19 protein-coding genes and 1 tRNA gene are annotated in these 18,531 nt (G+C 33.7%); 14 read left to right on the plus strand and 6 right to left on the minus strand.

Annotated features, from left to right (window positions below):
- Window positions 1–76 precede the first annotated feature (76 nt).
- Both O5O44_RS06015 and O5O44_RS06020 read right to left on the minus strand, forming a co-directional pair.
- Entirely contained in the window at window positions 77–1,579 is a 1,503-nt protein-coding gene (locus tag O5O44_RS06015; protein ID WP_289196151.1) for an OmpP1/FadL family transporter, read from the minus strand.
- A gap of 30 nt (window positions 1,580–1,609) precedes the next feature.
- Entirely contained in the window at window positions 1,610–2,764 is a 1,155-nt protein-coding gene (locus tag O5O44_RS06020) for a hypothetical protein (RefSeq protein ID WP_289196152.1), read from the minus strand.
- Window positions 2,765–2,860: 96 nt separating this feature from the next.
- Between O5O44_RS06020 and proS the strand changes: the two genes are divergently transcribed.
- The 7 genes from proS (at window position 2,861) to O5O44_RS06055 (ending at window position 8,344) form a co-directional block, all read left to right on the plus strand.
- Entirely contained in the window at window positions 2,861–4,339 is a 1,479-nt protein-coding gene (gene proS, locus O5O44_RS06025; RefSeq protein ID WP_289196153.1) for a proline--tRNA ligase, read from the plus strand.
- Window positions 4,340–4,509: 170 nt separating this feature from the next.
- A tRNA-Glu gene (locus O5O44_RS06030) sits at window positions 4,510–4,581 on the plus strand.
- Between the two features lie 27 nt (window positions 4,582–4,608).
- Window positions 4,609–4,860, plus strand: coding sequence for a 30S ribosomal protein S20 (gene rpsT / locus O5O44_RS06035; RefSeq protein WP_019388763.1), 252 nt, complete (start codon window positions 4,609–4,611; stop codon window positions 4,858–4,860).
- A gap of 186 nt (window positions 4,861–5,046) precedes the next feature.
- A complete protein-coding gene (locus O5O44_RS06040; protein ID WP_019388764.1) occupies window positions 5,047–5,406 on the plus strand; it encodes a hypothetical protein in 360 nt (119 codons plus the stop codon).
- 339 nt (window positions 5,407–5,745) lie between these two features.
- Complete coding sequence (locus O5O44_RS06045) at window positions 5,746–6,333, plus strand: YceI family protein (RefSeq protein ID WP_289196154.1); 588 nt, start codon at window positions 5,746–5,748, stop codon at window positions 6,331–6,333.
- A 29-nt stretch (window positions 6,334–6,362) separates the two neighbouring features.
- Window positions 6,363–7,628 (plus strand): TonB-dependent receptor, encoded by a 1,266-nt coding sequence (locus O5O44_RS06050; protein WP_289196155.1) that lies wholly within the window; start codon window positions 6,363–6,365, stop codon window positions 7,626–7,628.
- A gap of 128 nt (window positions 7,629–7,756) precedes the next feature.
- Entirely contained in the window at window positions 7,757–8,344 is a 588-nt protein-coding gene (locus O5O44_RS06055) for a hypothetical protein (protein ID WP_289196156.1), read from the plus strand.
- A 116-nt stretch (window positions 8,345–8,460) separates the two neighbouring features.
- Here O5O44_RS06055 and rho read toward each other — a convergent pair whose 3' ends face one another.
- Window positions 8,461–10,083, minus strand: coding sequence for a transcription termination factor Rho (gene rho, locus O5O44_RS06060; RefSeq protein WP_289196157.1), 1,623 nt, complete (start codon window positions 10,081–10,083; stop codon window positions 8,461–8,463).
- Window positions 10,084–10,268: 185 nt separating this feature from the next.
- Here rho and O5O44_RS06065 point away from each other — a divergent pair, with 185 nt between their 5' ends.
- Complete coding sequence (locus O5O44_RS06065) at window positions 10,269–10,679, plus strand: DUF4293 domain-containing protein (RefSeq protein ID WP_019388770.1); 411 nt, start codon at window positions 10,269–10,271, stop codon at window positions 10,677–10,679.
- A gap of 115 nt (window positions 10,680–10,794) precedes the next feature.
- Here the strand turns inward: O5O44_RS06065 and O5O44_RS06070 are convergent, their stop codons facing one another.
- The gene (locus O5O44_RS06070; protein ID WP_019388771.1) at window positions 10,795–11,223 is read right to left on the minus strand and encodes an FKBP-type peptidyl-prolyl cis-trans isomerase; all 429 of its coding nucleotides are present in this window, start codon (window positions 11,221–11,223) and stop codon (window positions 10,795–10,797) included.
- A 279-nt stretch (window positions 11,224–11,502) separates the two neighbouring features.
- Window positions 11,503–12,015, minus strand: coding sequence for a metallophosphoesterase family protein (locus O5O44_RS06075; RefSeq protein ID WP_289196158.1), 513 nt, complete (start codon window positions 12,013–12,015; stop codon window positions 11,503–11,505).
- A 188-nt stretch (window positions 12,016–12,203) separates the two neighbouring features.
- On the opposite strand from O5O44_RS06075, the gene ahr reads away from it, so the two are divergent.
- The 6 genes from ahr (at window position 12,204) to O5O44_RS06105 (ending at window position 17,741) form a co-directional block, all read left to right on the plus strand.
- Window positions 12,204–13,208 (plus strand): NADPH-dependent aldehyde reductase Ahr, encoded by a 1,005-nt coding sequence (ahr, locus tag O5O44_RS06080; RefSeq protein ID WP_289196159.1) that lies wholly within the window; start codon window positions 12,204–12,206, stop codon window positions 13,206–13,208.
- Window positions 13,209–13,463: 255 nt separating this feature from the next.
- Window positions 13,464–14,090 carry a Crp/Fnr family transcriptional regulator gene (locus tag O5O44_RS06085; protein WP_289196160.1) on the plus strand — a complete coding sequence of 209 codons (627 nt, stop codon included), beginning with the start codon at window positions 13,464–13,466 and terminating at the stop codon, window positions 14,088–14,090.
- A gap of 76 nt (window positions 14,091–14,166) precedes the next feature.
- Complete coding sequence (locus O5O44_RS06090) at window positions 14,167–14,379, plus strand: YgaP family membrane protein (RefSeq protein WP_289196161.1); 213 nt, start codon at window positions 14,167–14,169, stop codon at window positions 14,377–14,379.
- 4 nt (window positions 14,380–14,383) lie between these two features.
- On the plus strand, window positions 14,384–14,833 hold the full coding sequence (locus O5O44_RS06095; protein ID WP_289196162.1) for a hypothetical protein: 450 nt from the start codon (window positions 14,384–14,386) through the stop codon (window positions 14,831–14,833).
- A gap of 391 nt (window positions 14,834–15,224) precedes the next feature.
- Entirely contained in the window at window positions 15,225–15,968 is a 744-nt protein-coding gene (truA, locus tag O5O44_RS06100; RefSeq protein ID WP_289196163.1) for a tRNA pseudouridine(38-40) synthase TruA, read from the plus strand.
- A complete protein-coding gene (locus tag O5O44_RS06105) occupies window positions 15,969–17,741 on the plus strand; it encodes an ABC transporter ATP-binding protein (protein WP_289196164.1) in 1,773 nt (590 codons plus the stop codon).
- Here the strand turns inward: O5O44_RS06105 and O5O44_RS06110 are convergent, their stop codons facing one another.
- On the minus strand, window positions 17,742–18,530 hold the full coding sequence (locus O5O44_RS06110) for a DUF3667 domain-containing protein (RefSeq protein ID WP_289196165.1): 789 nt from the start codon (window positions 18,528–18,530) through the stop codon (window positions 17,742–17,744).
- Window position 18,531: the final 1 nt, after the last annotated feature.

Raw genomic sequence — 18,531 nt, forward strand, 5'->3', positions numbered from 1 at the left:
TAGTTGAAATTACAGCATAATAAAAAAAAGCTTGAACGATTTGATTCAAGCTTTATACTTTTAGTTTCAAAATGTGTTAAATATTAAATCCTAATGATAAGGTTATATTAGAATTTGATCTGTCTATAGAAGCCGTATCAATAAGACCAACATTATATAGTGGTGTTGAATCTGTACGCTCCCATTTATCATATGTAATGTCTAATTTAGTATTGCCAAAGTTGTATCCAAGTCCTAAAGAAAAGCCGGTTAGATCGCCTACCGTTATACCGTCTGCGTATGGGCTTTCTTCAAAACGATAACCACCTCTAAAACTGAATTGTTCGTGCTTGTATTCGGCACCAAAACGGTAAGTTGCTGCATCAGTTAAAATTTCACTTATGGCGTTATTTAAATTTGAATAATCATTTTCTGGAGTAAACTTCGTTTTGCCATAATCTTTTTTAGAATAATCAAAACTTATCAGTCCTTGTTGTCCAAAAACATATGCTAAACTACCTGTGATTTTCGCTGGTGTTTGTAGTTTGTATCTTGGATAAACGTTTACAATACTTCCTATAAAGTCCATATCAGAATCCGATTGATTTGTCTCAATAAATTGTGAGGCCTCTTCATCAATAGAATACCATGTAGGTGAGTCGTATGTCAATCCAGCTCTAAACTCTGGCGATAATTTCATGATACCACCAATTTGAAAAGAAAATCCGTTTCCAGTTGTTGACAATGTGTTATCAAAATCAATAAAGTTTATTGACCCTCCGTTGGCATTATCCTCCATTAAAGAGGTACTTCTTTGATAATCAATAAAATGTGAATTTAAGTTGATTCCCAAATAAAGATTGTCTTCATATTGGGCTGCAAGGTTAAATGAGATTTTTCCATTATAACCGGTGCTTGTATATAGGTAATCTTGATCGAATGTACCATCAACTAAATTTGAAAAATATGTAGTGTTTTCATCATCATCAGCGTCAGGTTCTAGAATAAATGATTGATATCCTAAAAAAGCTTGTTGATGTGCAAAGCCGAAAACATTACCGATATCCGCATAGGCATCTTCAATAAACTCGCCATCTAATAAGGAGATGTCGCCTAACCTTACACCATCTGCGTAGTTTAAGAAATAGAGGTCTATAGATTGATTGTTGGTATTGGTTCCAACAGCATTCCAAACATCATCATAATTATTAGTCCTTTCATAAGCAATACCTAGGGTGAATTTTTTCCAAGGCGAATTGTTATTTCGGTTTGCAAATACAAACGCAGCACCACCCTGATTAATATTGAAATCAGAAGTATTTGTGTTTGTAGAGCTGTTAAAGTAATTGGCATTATTTTCTAAATCAACGTTTGAGCCAGAAAAAGAAGCATGACTTCTGCTAAAAACGGCAGAACTAGCTGGGTTTGCACTAACAGCACTCATATCACCACCCAAGGCTCCAAAAGCACCACTTAAAGCTCTAAAACGGGCAGTTCCTTGAATTTCACTTTGTGAAAATCTTACGGCATCACTTATATCTTGCGCGTAAATTGTAGACATAGATAGTAAACCTATGAACAGTAAATTTAACTTTTTCATATCTTGAATTTTCTCTTTAATAAATTAGGATTAACGTCTTCTACCACCACTTGATGATCTCGAGCTACTTCCAGAACTTCTACTACTTGATGATGATCGAGAAGCAGAACTTGACCTAGAACTAGAAGAACTAGATCTTGGTGAATAACTTCTATTGTTACTAGATGAAGATGATCTTCTATATGTTCCAGAATTTGAGCTACTTCTTGACGATTGACCATAAACTGAACTTGAGCTTCTTCTTGCTGTTGAAGCTGATGATCTTACTGCTGAATTAGAAGAAGGTGTTCTCGCAACTGTTGAACGTCTTACCACTCCTGATGATGAACGTGTTCCGTTAGGGTTGTACGTTCTTCTCGTAGTTGTAGCGGAATTAGCATTTGAAGCAACACTTCCTCGACGCGATGTATTGTATTTTGAAGTTGTTCTACCTTGAGTAGTTACAGAGCTTCTTCGCGTTAAGTTATTGTTCGAGCTTCTAGCATTACTTGCATAGTAGCTACCTCTTCGACTATTGCTGTAAGACACATTATTTCTGTAACCTCTGTTGTTATAATATCCACGATTGTAGAATCCTCGGTTGTAAAATCCTCTGTTGTAACCCCAGTAATTGTTAAATGCCCAACCACCATAAAAACCACCATAATAAGGTGGACACCAGAATGGGTCATAGTATCCCCAAGTATTCCAGCCGCCATAAAAGCCACCGTTCCAACCCCAGTTATTCCAACCCCAGTTGTTGCCCCAACGGTTCCAACGATTCCATCCGAAGCCAAAACCTCCGTTCCAACCCCAGTTGTTCCATCCGTTGTCTATATAATTAATGGTGATATTGTTGCTATCTTGTCCCCATCCGGCATATCCTTGATAGTCAATGGTTAGGGTGTCATTTTCAACATAGTTAGGACCTTCGTAAGCATCAATATCTGTAAAGATTTCGTCGCCCGCATAAATATTTTCAGATTCTATGGCTTTCGTTTTAAAATAGTCCTTATAATAATTACTATTTGCTTCGTTTTCCACTTTAACAACAGCCTCCGTATTTGGTGGTGTATATGTATCACCATAAATTCCATCACTGTCTACGCCAACATATTGGTAAGAACCACATGAAGCTAAGCCAAATAGCAGGCCAAGTAGGGCTACAAATGGCACTTTTCGTTTAAGGTAGTTGTTAAATTGCATATCTCGATAATTTTATTGTTGAACATAACAAAAATAGTTAGTTTTGCTAAACTATTTTATTTACAATAGTCACAATATTTGTGCCAAAACAAAAATATGAGCAAAAAACTTACAAGTAGAGCAGAGGATTATTCAAAATGGTATAATGAATTGGTTGTTAAAGCAGACCTAGCGGAGAATTCGGCGGTTAGAGGTTGCATGGTAATTAAGCCCTATGGTTATGCAATATGGGAAAAAATGCAAGCAGAATTAGATAGAATGTTTAAAGAAACTGGGCATCAAAATGCCTATTTTCCATTATTTGTACCTAAGAGTTTATTTGAAGCTGAAGAAAAAAATGCCGAAGGTTTTGCAAAAGAATGCGCCATAGTAACCCATTATAGATTACAAAATGATCCTGACAAACCAGGAAAATTGAGAGTAGATCCTGAAGCGAAGTTAGAAGAAGAGCTTATTGTAAGACCTACCAGTGAAGCAATTATTTGGAATACCTACAGAGGATGGATACAATCTTACAGAGATTTACCTCTGTTAATAAACCAATGGGCTAATGTAGTACGTTGGGAAATGAGAACACGTTTATTTTTACGAACAGCTGAATTTTTATGGCAAGAAGGACATACTGCTCACGAAACAAAGGCAGAAGCATTGGCTGAAGCCGAATTAATGAATAATGTTTATGCCACTTTTGTTGAAAAGTTCATGGCTATTCCGGTTATTCAAGGGTTAAAAACAGAGAGCGAGCGTTTCGCTGGTGCAGATGAAACGTATTGTATTGAAGCTTTAATGCAAGATGGTAAAGCGTTACAAGCAGGAACATCGCATTTCCTCGGTCAAAACTTTGCAAAAGCATTTGATGTGAAATTTGCTAATAAAGAAGGAAAACAAGATTACGTTTGGGCAACTTCTTGGGGTGTATCAACTCGATTAATGGGCGCTTTAATAATGACACATAGCGATGATAACGGATTGGTTTTACCTCCAAGTTTGGCACCAAATCAAGTGGTTATTGTTCCTATATATAAAAGTGAAGACGATTTAAATGCTATAACAGAGGTAGCAAATACGATTATTTCAGATTTAAGAGCCAAACATATTTCTGTTAAGTATGACAACAGAACTACACACAGACCTGGAGCTAAATTTGCGCAGCACGAATTGCAAGGTGTACCACTTAGAATTGCTATAGGAGCAAGAGATTTGGCTAATGGTACTGTAGAGTTAGCGCGTAGAGATTTGCTAACCAAAGAAGTTGTGGCATTATCAGATTTGAATGATAAAATTGAAGTATTATTAAAAGAAATACAAGACTCTTTATTTAATAAAGCACTAGAATTTAGAGATTCACATATAACAGAAGTTGATAATTTTGAAGAATTTAAAACAGTTTTAGAATCTAAAACAGGTTTTATTTCTGCGCATTGGGATGGTACAAATGAGACTGAAGATAAAATTAAAGAGCTTACAAAGGCAACAATTAGGTGTATTCCTTTAAAAGGAAAAATAGAGCCGGGTGTTTGTGTGTACTCAGGAAACCCTTCAAAACGTAGAGTATTGTTCGCAAAGGCGTATTAATTAGTGCTGAAAATGAGGTAAGTAAAATTTTTTTTAAAAAAAGATTATCTACCTCTTGCAACATTTAAAAATAGTTGTATTTTTGCATCCGCAATGGAAACGTTGTGAGTTATTTGAAAGATATTGTAAGTATAGATTTAAGTATTTATATTTGCAGACTCAAACCAAATGGCCCGTTCGTCTATCGGCTAGGACGCCAGGTTTTCATCCTGGTAAGAGGGGTTCGATTCCCCTACGGGCTACAATTAAAAAATTAAGAAAAAAACAAAATGGCAAATCATAAGTCAGCATTAAAAAGAATTAGAAGCAACGAAGCAAAACGCTTAGTGAATAAGTATCAGCACAAAACGACTCGTAATGCTATAAAAAGATTACGTGAGTTAACTGATAAGAAAGAAGCTGAGGCTTTATTTCCATCGGTTGTTTCAATGTTAGATAGATTAGCAAAGAAAAACATTATTCATGCTAACAAAGCTGCCAACCTAAAATCTGGTTTAGCTAAACATATAGCTGCACTTTAATTTAAAGTTTAAAATAATTAAAAGCCTCTCAGAAATGAGAGGCTTTTTTTATGCTTAATCATTAAATTTTATTATTTAAGTTAAAGTTTTTTTAATTGGAATAAAAACGAAGAAAAGTGTCTTAAATTGACTTCTAAAATTTAAATTTGCATTTCACTGAAAGTATAAATTAAATCATCTTATCCGTTGGAAAATAAAGAAGCACAGAAATTAATTGATAAAATTCTTAAAAACCTAGACAAGACTGGGATTAATACAGAAGGCTTAGTAGAAAATCTTAAAACCTTAAGAGGTTATGCTTTAGAAGCACAAATTCCTTTAGTTGTAAAAGTATTAAGGTTAACCTACGAGCATATTGAAGCGAATGAATCTTTCTTAATACCTATTCTTGATGATGAGCCTATAGAAGAAGATGGTGACGTGGTAAGTGGTGATAACGATCCCGTTGAAAGCCTTAAATACTTAATTTCGTTGTTGAAGAATTTAAACAATAAAGGTAATATAGCCGATTTGAAAGAGTATAGAGATCTTTTAAATGATTTCTAAATAAACAGATTTCATTAATAAAGTAAAACCTCGACAACATATGTTGTCGAGGTTTTTTTTGTTTCATTTGGAATTTGATTGAGCATATTAAAGTACTCAATCGATGTGGTAAGATTCTAAATCTTTTTTAGATTTTTTATTTGTTCTGGTTTTATAAGTTTTTTCGATCTTAATTTGAATCTTTTCAGAATTGCTAAATGAGAATCAAAATTATATAAAAATTCTTTCTTTATCATTCGTATTATGACCTAAATCAGGATTTAAATAACATATGACAATTGTCATAAAATCACATGAGTATTACAATGAAATTTGCATAGAATTAACAAAAGTAATAATATGAATAATTTAATAATAGATGATAAATTAAAGATTATTGGATTAATAGCTTTAATTTTTTTACTTCCTAATTTAATACAAGCACAAGAGTTTAGTTTAAATAATCAAGAATCTACATTAGCCGTTTATGGTACTTCAAGTTTACATGATTGGCATGTTACTGCTGAAAATAAAAGTGGGAAACTTATTTGTACAAACCTTGAAACAGGAGAACTTAAATCATGTAGTTTCAAAGTCCTAGCAGAAAGTCTTAAAAGTGGTAAGGGCGCAATGGACAAGAATACTTATAAGGCATTGAAAACAGATAAGTATAAAGCAATTACTTATGAGCTTGTTGAAGTTAAAGAAATCATAAACCAAGGCCCTGGTAAATTTTTGCTAAAAAGTGTTGGAAACCTAACAATTACAGATGCTAAAAAGCTAATACCAATAGATTTTGTCCTTCACGTTGAAAACAATAAAATAACATTGAAAGGAGAAAAGGCTATTAAAATGACTGATTATAACATAGATCCACCAAAAGCTTTATTTGGTACAATAACTACCGGAAATGACTTAACAATTAAATTCACATCAATTTATAAATAATTTTTACAATCAACTTAAAAATAACAACCATGAAAAAACTAATTAAAAGTAGTATATTTTTTATCGCTGTATTAACAGCAACCAGTTTTTATGCTCAAAATAGAAATTTGGATAATTATAGACAGCCAGATAAAAATGGCATAAATGTATTTGAAGCACCAAAAGATACCGTTTCAACTTTTACAGATGTAAAGGTAAGAGTAGGAGGGTCTTCAACCTTACAATTTCAATCTTTAGACCACGAAAACTCTGGTGCTGTAGCTTTAAAAGAAATTGGCACAAACTTTAATTTAGCTACTGCCAATTTAGATTTAGATGTAGCTTTATATGATGGTGTTAGAATGCACTTACGTACTTACCTGTCTTCTCGTCACCACCCAGAACCATACGTAAAAGGTGGTTATTTCCAAATTGATAAATTAGATTTTATTAGCGAAGGATTCTTAAGCAATTTCATGAAGCATGCTACAATTAAAATTGGGCACATGGAAAATAACTATGGTGATGCTCACTTTAGAAGAAGCGATAATGCACAAACTATTTACAACCCGTTTGTTGGAAACTTAATTATGGACGCTTTTACAACCGAGGTTGGAGCAGAGTTATACTATCAGTGTGATAGTGGATTATTAGGAATGATTGGGTTTACAAACGGTAAATTAAATCAAGCAGTTGATAATCCTGATACTGGTGGCGCTTCTTTCTTAGCTAAGTTAGGTTACGACAAACAAATTAATAACGACTTAAGATTAAGACTAACGGGGTCTCTTTACAACACAGGAGCTGTAAGAACATCTTATTTATATAGTGCAGATAGAACAGGATCTCGTTATTACTTGGTATTAGAAGGTGAAGACGCGACAACTAAGGGTAACTTCAGATCAGGTCGATATAACCCAAATTTTGGTAATGAAATTACAGCAATTATGTTTAACCCTTTTGTAAAATATAAAGGATTAGAGTTTTTCGGAACCATTGAAACATCAAAAGGAAAAAGTAATTCTGAAACTGAAGAAAGAACTGCAAAGCAATTTGCTGGTGAGTTAATATATAGATTCGGTAACACTGAAAACTTTTATTTAGGTACACGTTACAATAAAGTAGATGCCGAAGATGCAAGTGGTGATGATGTTGAGATATCAAGATTTCAATTAGGAGCAGGTTGGTTTATGACAAATAATATTTTATTAAAACTAGAATACGTGTCACAAAAACATGATGGTTATAGCGCTACAAGTATTTTTGACGAAGGTAAATTCAACGGTTTAATGGCTGAAGCAGTAATTAGTTTTTAATTAATTTAAGTACATTTATTCACAAGTCTCAAAAAGTAATCGATTTAATTATTTGTACAAGTATTTAAATTAGCATTATTTTTGAGACTTTGAATTTTGCAGAAGTATAAAGCATGGCATAAATTATCATGATTTTCAAAAAGTTAATATTTCTAATTTTTATAGTTTCAGCTCTAGCTTTTACAACTAGAGATTCGTCAAGTAAAAACACATCAGTTTTTATAAATTCTGATAGTTACTTGTATGTAAAAGGAACAACCAACATTAGTAATTTTTCATGTGATTTTAATATTTCAACATTGGAAAATAAAATTCCTGTAAGTTTTATTACGAATGCTGGTGAAATGATTTTTGATAACACCGTATTGGTTTTAGAAACAGATTGTTTTGATTGTGGTGGAAAGGCAATTAATAATGATTTTAAAAAAATATTAAAATCAGACAATCACCCAAAAATATTTTTGAATTTAGAAAAAATTAGTCTTTTAAATAATGGTAAAAGCGTTGAAGCCAAAATCGCTATTGAAATTGCAGGATTTAAGAAAACTCATGAAATTCCTGTGAAAATTAAGAAAGAACATGGTTTGCTCGTTTCAGGAAACTTAGAATTAAGTTTAAATGAGTATAATTTAGAAGCTCCTAAAAAACTATTCGGTCTAATTTCTATAAACGATACCATTGAAATAGATTTTAAATTACGAGTTCAGGAATATTAAATTAGCACGATATACAGATGTACATAAAAAAAAGCCTCAACAAGTTATGTTTTGGCTTTTTTAATTTGAGTTAGTTATATAGTTACCCGTTTAAAAGGGTGTAAAATACGTGTTAATTATCCATTCATAGAAATCAAGAATTCCTCGTTGTTTCTGGTTTGCTTAAATCGGTCGTTAATAAATTCCATAGCTTCAACAGGGTTCATGTCAGCAAGATATTTGCGCATTACCCACATACGTTGAATGGTTACATCGTCTAATAAAATATCATCACGACGCGTGCTTGAAGACGTTAAATCGATAGCAGGGAAAATTCGACGGTTAGATATTTTTCTATCCAATTGAAGTTCCATATTACCAGTTCCTTTAAATTCTTCGAAAATTACTTCATCCATTTTAGAACCAGTTTCGGTAAGTGCAGTAGCTATAATGGTTAAAGAACCTCCGTTCTCAATGTTACGTGCAGCACCAAAGAAACGTTTTGGTTTATGTAATGCATTGGCGTCAACACCACCACTTAAAATTTTACCAGAAGCCGGTTGTACAGTATTATAAGCTCTCGCTAAACGTGTTATAGAATCTAAAAGAATCACCACATCATGACCACATTCTACCAAACGTTTTGCTTTTTCAAGAACAATATTGGCAATTTTTACGTGCTCATGTGCTTCTTTATCAAAGGTAGAAGCAATAACTTCACCGCGTACATTACGTTGCATATCGGTAACCTCTTCCGGACGCTCATCAATTAATAATATCATTTGATAAACTTCTGGGTGGTTAGCAGCAATGGCGTTAGCAACATCTTTAAGCAACATGGTTTTACCCGTTTTTGGTTGCGAAACAATCATACCACGTTGTCCTTTCCCAATAGGAGCGAACAAGTCCATTATACGAGTTGAAATGGTGCTTTGTTTTTCGGCAATGTTGAATTTTTCTTGAGGAAATAACGGTGTTAAATGCTCGAAAGACACACGGTCTCTCACCACATTTGGATTTTGTCCGTTAATTTTGCTCACCTTAATTAAAGGGAAATACTTTTCACCTTCTTTTGGCGGACGTACATGCCCTAAAACGGTATCACCTGTTTTTAAACCAAACAATCTTATTTGCGATTGCGATACATAAATATCATCTGGTGATGATAAATAGTTGTAGTCCGATGAACGTAAAAATCCATAACCATCTTGCATGATGTCTAAAACACCTTCACTTTCAATAATGGCATCAAACTCATAATCAGGCTCACGATAACGATTACGGTTATCTTTATTACCCTTTTCTACATTACCATTTTTCTGGTTTTTATGCGGATTTTTATGTCCTTTTTGACTCGAACGTTGTTGATTGTCGTTCTGATTTTTATGTCTTGGATTATTATCCTGTTTTTTATCTTCTTTTGGTTGCTGATTTGTAGCGTCGTTCTGAGGAGCTGTTTCAGCTTTAACCACAGTAGAAGATTCTGCGGGTTTATCAGCACGTTGTGGCTGTTCGTTTTTTACAGGTTTTTGTACACGCTGTCTTGGTTTTCTTGCAGCAGGTTTAGGATTTGCTGATGCATCTGCAGCTTCATTTGGAACTACAGCTTTTACAGCTGATGGGTCTGCGGCTTGCTGATCTAAAATTTGATACACTAAATCCATTTTCTTTAAAGTACGGTATTTAGGTACGTTTAATTTTTTAGCAATCTCCTGTAAATCAGTAAGTTTTTGTTCTTTAAGTTGTGAAATTTCAAACATTGATGTTGAATTGAATATTATATTTGAATACTATTATAAGTAATCTTGAAAATTTTGATTTTATAATCTGAAGAATTAATCGCTTGTAATTGCGATTGTTGTGAATTATTACTGCAATAATACAACTTTATTTTATTTTTTAATATTAATTCTATTATTTTTGCGGTCTAGTTTCTTAAAAATTTATGTTACAACGCATACAAACTGTATATCTTTTATTAGCCGCTGGGGTTTCAGCAGGCTTAACTTTTGTATTTCATATCTGGATTACAGAACAAGATGTTGTGGTTTATGCGAAAGATGAATTATTGTATTTTGCCTTATTTTTAGGCTCTGCAATTTTATCGATAGTAGCCATATTTATGTATAAAAATAGGAAGTCTCAATTTGTAATGGGGCGACTTAACATCATATTAAACTTTATTTTACTAGGATTTTTCGTTTATCAATCACTAAATATATCTGGAGAAACGGCGGTTTCAGAGAAAGGTATTGGGATGCTTCTCCCTATTGTTTCTATCGTGTTGTTGGCATTAGCCAATAAGGCCATCAAGAAGGATGAAGACCTCGTAAAATCTGTTGATAGATTGCGTTAAACCTAACATCTTAGTAGTATTAGTGCGAAAAACCCAAAGCAATTGCTTTGGGTTTTTTTATATTATAGGCCTATTAACCTACCTTTTTTAATAACAAAGATTTATATCCTTAATGTTATTTTATCTCAATAAGTTCCAAATCGAAAGTTAATTCTTGTCCAGCTAATGGGTGATTGGCATCAACAACAATAAATTCCTCGTTAACCTCGGCAACACGAAATTGTACTTCTCTACCATTTTCGTCTTTAGAAGCTAATCCCATACCAACTTCAGGTGTAATTTCTTGCGGAAGTTGTTCTTTCTGTACGTTATAAAATAATTCTTGTTGCACTTCACCATAAGCTTCTGCAACCGGAATAGTAATGGTTTTTTTCTCGTTTAGCGCCATAGAAATAATACCTTTCTCAAAACCAGGAATCAACATACCTTGCCCTAAAGTCACTTCTAGTGGTTCTCGTTCTAACGAGCTATCAAAAATTTGCCCGTTGCTTAATTTTCCTGTGTAATGTACTTTTACCGTATCATTTTCTTTTACTTGACTCATAAATAATAATGTTTACTGTTTTTTTAAATAAGTCAGCAAATTTACAACTTATAAGGCAAAAAGGAGGTGCTTTTTTGCATCACTTCTCGTACTTATTAGATTTTTAACAGAATTATAATAAATCTTTGGGCGTTACCCCGAAAAGGGGTCGGGCTTTCTGTTGCAAGTCCTCGCTCCGTGCCTCCGCTGTGGGCTTTCCACTACAATCCCTAACGCACATGTTTGCTAAGTACATTTATAATTATAAAGTAAAGTCACTATTTGTTTAGAACACTGTGGTTAAATACTCGTTTTAGGATGCCTAACCGGAAACTCAATAACCTCCAAATTATCAATTTTTTTTCCATCAATGGTAAATCGTAGCATGGTCCGTACTTTATGAAAACCATGTTTACCAACAGCACCCGGATTCATGTGTAATAGGCTTAATTTTTTATCGGGCATCACTTTTAAAATATGCGAATGGCCACAAATAAACAGTCTTGGAGGGTTTCTTTTAATTCCTTCATAAACTCTACTGTTATATTTTGGCGGATACCCACCAATATGTGTTATCCAAACATCAACACCTTCACACATAAAACGATTGTGTTCAGGGTATTCTAGACGCACTTTATCATCGTCAATATTGCCATAAACCGCTCGTAGGGGCTTTAAAGCTTTAATGGCATCGGTAACTTTTAAGTCGCCAATATCGCCGGCATGCCAAACCTCGTCGGCTTGTTTTACGTGCCTTAAAATATCATCGTCAATATAACTATGCGTGTCTGAGAGTAAGAGTATTTTGGTCATGAATTTGTAATAGGCGTTTGCGCAGGTAAAGTTATTGATATTTGATTTAAACTTTTATATACAAGTAAATAATTACTTGACTATTTGAAAGTTTTCGACTATCTTTAAGTTTAAGGTAAAAACATTATAACCTTGCCACGTAACCTTCGTTGTTTGTAAATAAAAACTAACCAATTAAATAATATATTATGAAAGTAAACGGATATGCTGCCCTAGAGCAAAAAGCAAAATTAGTACCATTCTCATATGAATTAGGAGAAATTGGTTCTGAAGAAGTTGATATTAAAGTTTCCTATTGTGGTATATGTCATTCAGATTTGAGTATGATAAATAATGATTGGGGAATGACTCAATATCCCATGGTGCCTGGTCATGAAATAATTGGTGAGGTAATAGCCAAAGGTAATGCCGTTAAAAATATTAGTGTTGGCGACAAAGTAGGATTGGGCTGGATGTCGGCATCATGTATGAGTTGCGATCAATGTATGGATGGCGAACACCACCTTTGCGCAAAAAGTGAGGCTACAATTGTAGGCAGAAATGGTGGGTTTGCCGACAAGGTTCGCGGGCATTGGTCTTGGGCCATTCCGCTTCCTAAAGGTATAGATATGAGTAAAGCAGGACCTTTATTATGCGGAGGTATTACCGTTTTCAATCCTATAATATTAGCTGGTGTTAAACCAACGGATCGCGTTGGCGTTATTGGCATTGGAGGCTTAGGGCATATGGCCGTTAAGTTTTTAAAACACTGGGGGTGCGAGGTAATTGCGTTTAGTTCAAATCCAGCCAAAAAGAAGTCCATTTTACAAATGGGTGCGAGTCAGGTGATAGATTCAACATCACCCGAAGAACTAGAAAGTATAAGCGGCAAACTAAATTTTATATTAAATACCACTAATGTTTCATTAGATTGGAATTCTTACTTGGCCACATTAGCACCCAAAGGAAAATTTCACACGGTAGGTGCAGTATTAGAGCCAATGGAAATTTCAGCATTTAGTTTAATTATGGGAGAAAAATCGGTTGGCGGAAGTCCTATAGGTAGTCCTGCACTAACTAAAACCATGCTTGATTTTTGTGTAAGACATAATATTTATCCAGATGTTGAGGAATTTCCAATGGCAAAGGTGAATGAAGCCCTAGAACATTTAGAAAAAGGTAAAGCTAGATTTAGGATAGTCTTGAAAAATTAATAACAACCCTCTTAAAAAAAATCACGTTTAGATTAAATACATAATCTTCAAACTAACGACGTTAGGAATTGAACAGCATGTTTTGTGTGTCATAAAATGTTACTGATTATTGTTTTATGCGATGCCATATTATATTACTGGGTAGCATTTGATTTATAATAAAAATGTCGAAATTCGCTATATAACTGATAAAATTCATCGAACTAAATCTTCATTTTTACGTTCAATATAGCTTTAACGAAACGACTATAACAAATGGAAAATATCAAGAAAAGACTTTCATTTCTAAAACCGCAATTAATTGATAACATAATTGAAGTATCAGATGTGAAGAACATTCCAAATGGAACAGAAATTTTAAAAGAAGAACAATATGTAAAAGTATTACCAATTGTATTAGAGGGATTAGTTAAAGTTTATTCTAAATTTAATGAAAAAGAACTACTCTTATATTATATCGAGCCATCACAAAGTTGTGTCATGACTTTTTATGCGGCATTAAAAAACACTCCCAGCAAAGTTTATGCAACTACCGAAGAAGATTCGAAAATTTTATTAATTCCGGTTCAACATTTATCTACGTGGTTAAAAGTTTATCCAGATTTTAATGAATTGTTCTATAATCAATTTAATCTGAGATATTCGGAACTACTAGATACCATAGGACACCTGTTGTTAGATAAAATGGATAAGAGACTTTTTGAACATTTGAAGAAAAAATTAAGGTTGAGCAATACCACTACTATTAAAATGAGTCACAATCAATTAGCCAATGAGTTGGGTACGGTTCGCGAGGTAATTACGAGGGTTTTAAAAAAACTTGAAACAGATGGTAAAGTGGAGCAGACTCATGAAGGCATTAAAATTACCGATGAGTGGTGACTTGAGTCACTGCACAGAATTTCTAATACCTTTAATTTTGAAGTAGCAATATTGCTCATAATTAAAATATTAGAAAATGAAAAAGAATATGGGAACAGCAGACAGGGTTATCAGAATTATAATCGCTGCAATTATAGGGATTCTTTACTTCACAGGAATTATTACAGGAACTTTAGGACTTATACTACTAATTTTAGCAGGAGTATTTGTTTTGACAAGCTTTATTAGCTTTTGTCCAATTTATGCACCTTTAGGTATAAGTACGTGTTCATTAAAAGAAAAAAAATAGACTTATGAAAACGAGAATCATATTAATGATGCTGGTTGTTTTATTGTCTTTTATTTCTTGTAGTAACGATGATGATAATTCTTCGATCAACATTCAAAATCAAGTTCAAAATAATGTTCAAAGTGGTACGTGGCGTATTACTAAATTTGAAGATTCTGGAAAAGACGAAACGAATCATTTTGCAGGATACGATTTTACATTTAATAGTACAGGTGTTTTAAATGCAAACAACGGAATTAATAACTACGATGGTACTTGGAGCTTAACGTATAGTAATAGTAATGACGACAGTGTAGATGATTTAGATTTTAATATCAACTTCAATTTAACTAATGACTTTGAAGATCTAAATGATGATTGGGATTTTATTTCTCAAACGGCTACTAAAATTGAACTTATAGATATTAGTGGAGGAAATGGTGAGACGGATTATTTAACTTTTGAAAAGAATTAATAGTTGTAATCAACCTTGAATCGAAAAGTAATAGTGGCGAAAAACAGAGTTTTTAACCCACTATTGCTTTTATTATAAACCATAATATAAGCATCAAAATTAATAAACTCCTATATTTATAAATACACTCTAAATAACAAACTCACGTTAGGGATTGTAGTGGATAGCCCACAGCGGCGGTACGGAGCGAGGACTTGTAACGAAAAGCCCGACTCTTGTGGTAACCTGCCTGCCGGCAGGCAAGCGACCTAATTCTCAATACAATTCCGATTAAAAAAACGAAATCGCTCGAAGTGACACAATTAAACTTTTAATATTTAATTAAGATGCGGTGCTTTTTAGGAAGCGCAAATCTGTCTATCTTTGTGCTTTTAAATTGGTAAAGAACGCATTGAGGTATTTTATAGAACTTTCGTATAATGGCAAGGAGTATCATGGTTGGCAAAACCAGCCCAATGCTTTGTCGGTTCAAGAAGTTGTTGAGAAGGGATTGTCTACTTTACTGGGGCAGCCAATAGCCATAATGGGCGCAGGCCGTACAGATGCCGGTGTGCATGCTACACAGCTATTTGCGCATTTTGATACCGCTGTTAATTTTGTACCTAAGGACCTAACATACAAGCTAAATTCTTTTTTACCCATAGATGTGGCCATTAACCGCATTTTTAAAGTAAAACCTGAAGCGCACGCCCGATTTGACGCAATTAGTAGAACCTATTTGTACCGTGTAGCCTTAAAAAAAAATGTATTTACCTTTGATAATGCTTACTTTGTAAAACAGGATTTGGATGTTGAGAAAATGAATGAAGCCTCGAAAATGTTATTGGAGTATAAAGATTTTCAATGCTTTTCTAAAAGTAATACTGATGTAAAAACGTATTATTGTGATATTACATATGCGGAATGGTTTTTTAAAGATGACGAGCTGCATTTTGTTATTAAAGCCAACCGTTTTTTGCGAAATATGGTGCGCGCTATTGTGGGGACCATGATTAATATTGGTTTAGGGAAGATTTCGGTTGACGAATTACATACCATAATTGCTTCGAAAAATAGGAGTGAAGCGGGGTACTCGGTTCCGGCGCATGGGTTGTATTTAACGAATATTGAGTATCCTGAAGATATAAAATTGTAAATGAGTAAAACGAAAGAGCAAATTTTTGACGTGAAACTTTTTAAGCGTCTGTTTGATTATATTAAGCCTTATAAAGTTATTTTTTTTGGTTTAATATTTCTTGTTATCATGTTGGCTGCTTTAAGTGCAGCAACACCCTATATTACTAAATATGCCATTGATGAAAGTATAACCAACAAAGTTGAAAAAGACTTTTTGTTTTACATCATGCTCATGTTAGGGGTATTAGTGATGCAAACGGTTTTTCAGTTACTGTTTATTTATTATGCGGCTTGGTTAGGGCAAAATCTTGTGATGGATGTGCGCGTAAAATTGTTTGACCATTTGTTGCGTTTTAAAATGAAATATTACGATAACTCATCGGTTGGGGTTCTTATAACTAGAGCCGTAACCGACATGGAAAGAATTGCTGATATTTTTGGTGAAGGCCTTTTTATGATTGTAAGAGATTTATTAACCATGACTGTTGTTTTTGGTGTGATGGTTTATTTAAATGTGAAGCTGAGTTTAATTGTGTTTATAATGATGCCTGTGTTGCTTTATGCCACTAGGATTTTTCAGAAATATATGAAACGCGCTTTTGAGGAGGTAAGAACAGAGGTTTCAAATTTGAATTCGTTTGTTCAAGAACGTTTGACAGGGATGAAGATTTTACAAATTTTTACGCGTGAAGTTACAGAATACAAGAAATTTAAAGCCATAAACGAACGCCATAAAAAAGGATGGTTAAAAACGGTTTGGTATAACTCGATATTTTTCCCGTTAGCCGATTTGTTTTCTTCAATCACCATTGGTTTGGTGGCTTGGTATGGTGGTTTAAATGTTGTACTGGAAAGTAGCTTGGTGTCGCAAGGAGATTTGGTAGCGTTTATCATGTTTGTACCTATGTTGTTTAGACCTTTAAGACAAATTGCCGATAAGTTTAATACACTTCAAATGGGAATGGTTGCAGCGACAAGAGTGTTTAAGGTTATTGATACCACATCGCAAATTGATGATTTGGGAACTCACGTAGCGCAATCTTTTAATGGAAATATAAAGTTTGATAATGTACACTTTAGCTATGTTCCTGATGAAGAGGTTTTAAAAGGTATTTCGTTTGATGTGAAAGCTGGCGAAACTGTTGCTATTGTTGGTGCTACAGGAGCAGGAAAATCCACAATTATAAATTTACTGAATCGTTTTTATGAAATTGGTGATGGTGTCATTTCCGTTGATGGTATTAATATTAAAGAAGTGACTTTACAGTCGCTACGGACTCAAATAGCTGTGGTCTTGCAAGATGTGTTTTTATTTGCCGATACTATTTTAAACAATATAACTTTAAATCATCCTGAAATTACCGAAGAGCAGGTGTATCAAGCAGCGAAAGATATTGGAATTCATGATTTTATTATGAGTTTACCCGATGGTTACCATTATAACGTAAAGGAGCGAGGTGCGATGTTATCATCTGGTCAGCGCCAACTCATATCGTTTTTAAGAGCATACACAACTAAACCGAGTATTTTGGTGTTGGATGAAGCCACGTCGTCTGTTGATTCGTATTCAGAACAACTCATTCAAAATGCAACCGATAAAATTACAAAAGGAAGAACTTCTATAGTTATTGCGCACCGTTTAGCAACAATCAAAAAAGCAGATAAAATTATTGTTATGGATGCAGGACAAATTGTAGAACAAGGTACACATGATGAACTTCTTAAAAAGAAAGATGGGTATTACAGAAACTTATACGAAGTTCAATTTTTACAAGAAGAAGAGCTTATTTAATTATTTTTTAGGCACAAAATCTTGAATATTTAAATCGCCCGTTAAAAATAAAATAATCATTGTAAAAATTGAAATGCCCATATAGCCAATAAATACAATCATTAGAAATGAAGGTATTCTCCAAAGCAATGATGCATAACTACAGGGTGAATTTTTAATAGCCACGTACATACAAAATAGAATCATTATAACCACATAAATTAAGGCTGTATCTACGTACATTTGAGGGCTTAAAGCCAACAATAATACTGCATAAACCGTTGAGATGATACTGAAGCTTGTAAGTGAATAAGTAGAAATAATAACGTGTTCTGGTAAATTATACTTCTTTCTATTAAAGACTAAATAACTCGCTAACGTAATAATTGGAATATATAAGAAATAGATTAATGAGCTATATTCCATTGAAGCTGAGAATATTTTTTCTGTACCTTCTTGTGGGTTGCTTGTTTGGGCGTAACTTATTTTTGAAAAATCGATTTTACCCCACGCCACTTTTTTCATAAAAAACAAAATTAACCCCGATGTTGTTAGCGCTATGGCTAGCATACTCACAGGGTTTAAGTATTTTTTTCGCAATCCGTTTATATACCCACCACAAACTTCTTGCGGTTTTACAAGCATGTTCCAAAGGGTTTTAAAAAAGGTATTGTCTAAATTAAAATAGCGTTCAAAAAAATCTGAAATAAGACTTTTGGCAGTAATTCGTTTACTCACAACTTTTGCGCCACAGCTTGGGCAAAAACTAAAATCAGAACTTAAAGTATTGGCGCAATTTTTACAAGTCATA

The sequence above is a fragment of the Algibacter luteus genome, assembly GCF_030344935.1.
Classification (GTDB): Bacteria; Bacteroidota; Bacteroidia; order Flavobacteriales; family Flavobacteriaceae; genus Arenitalea; species Arenitalea lutea.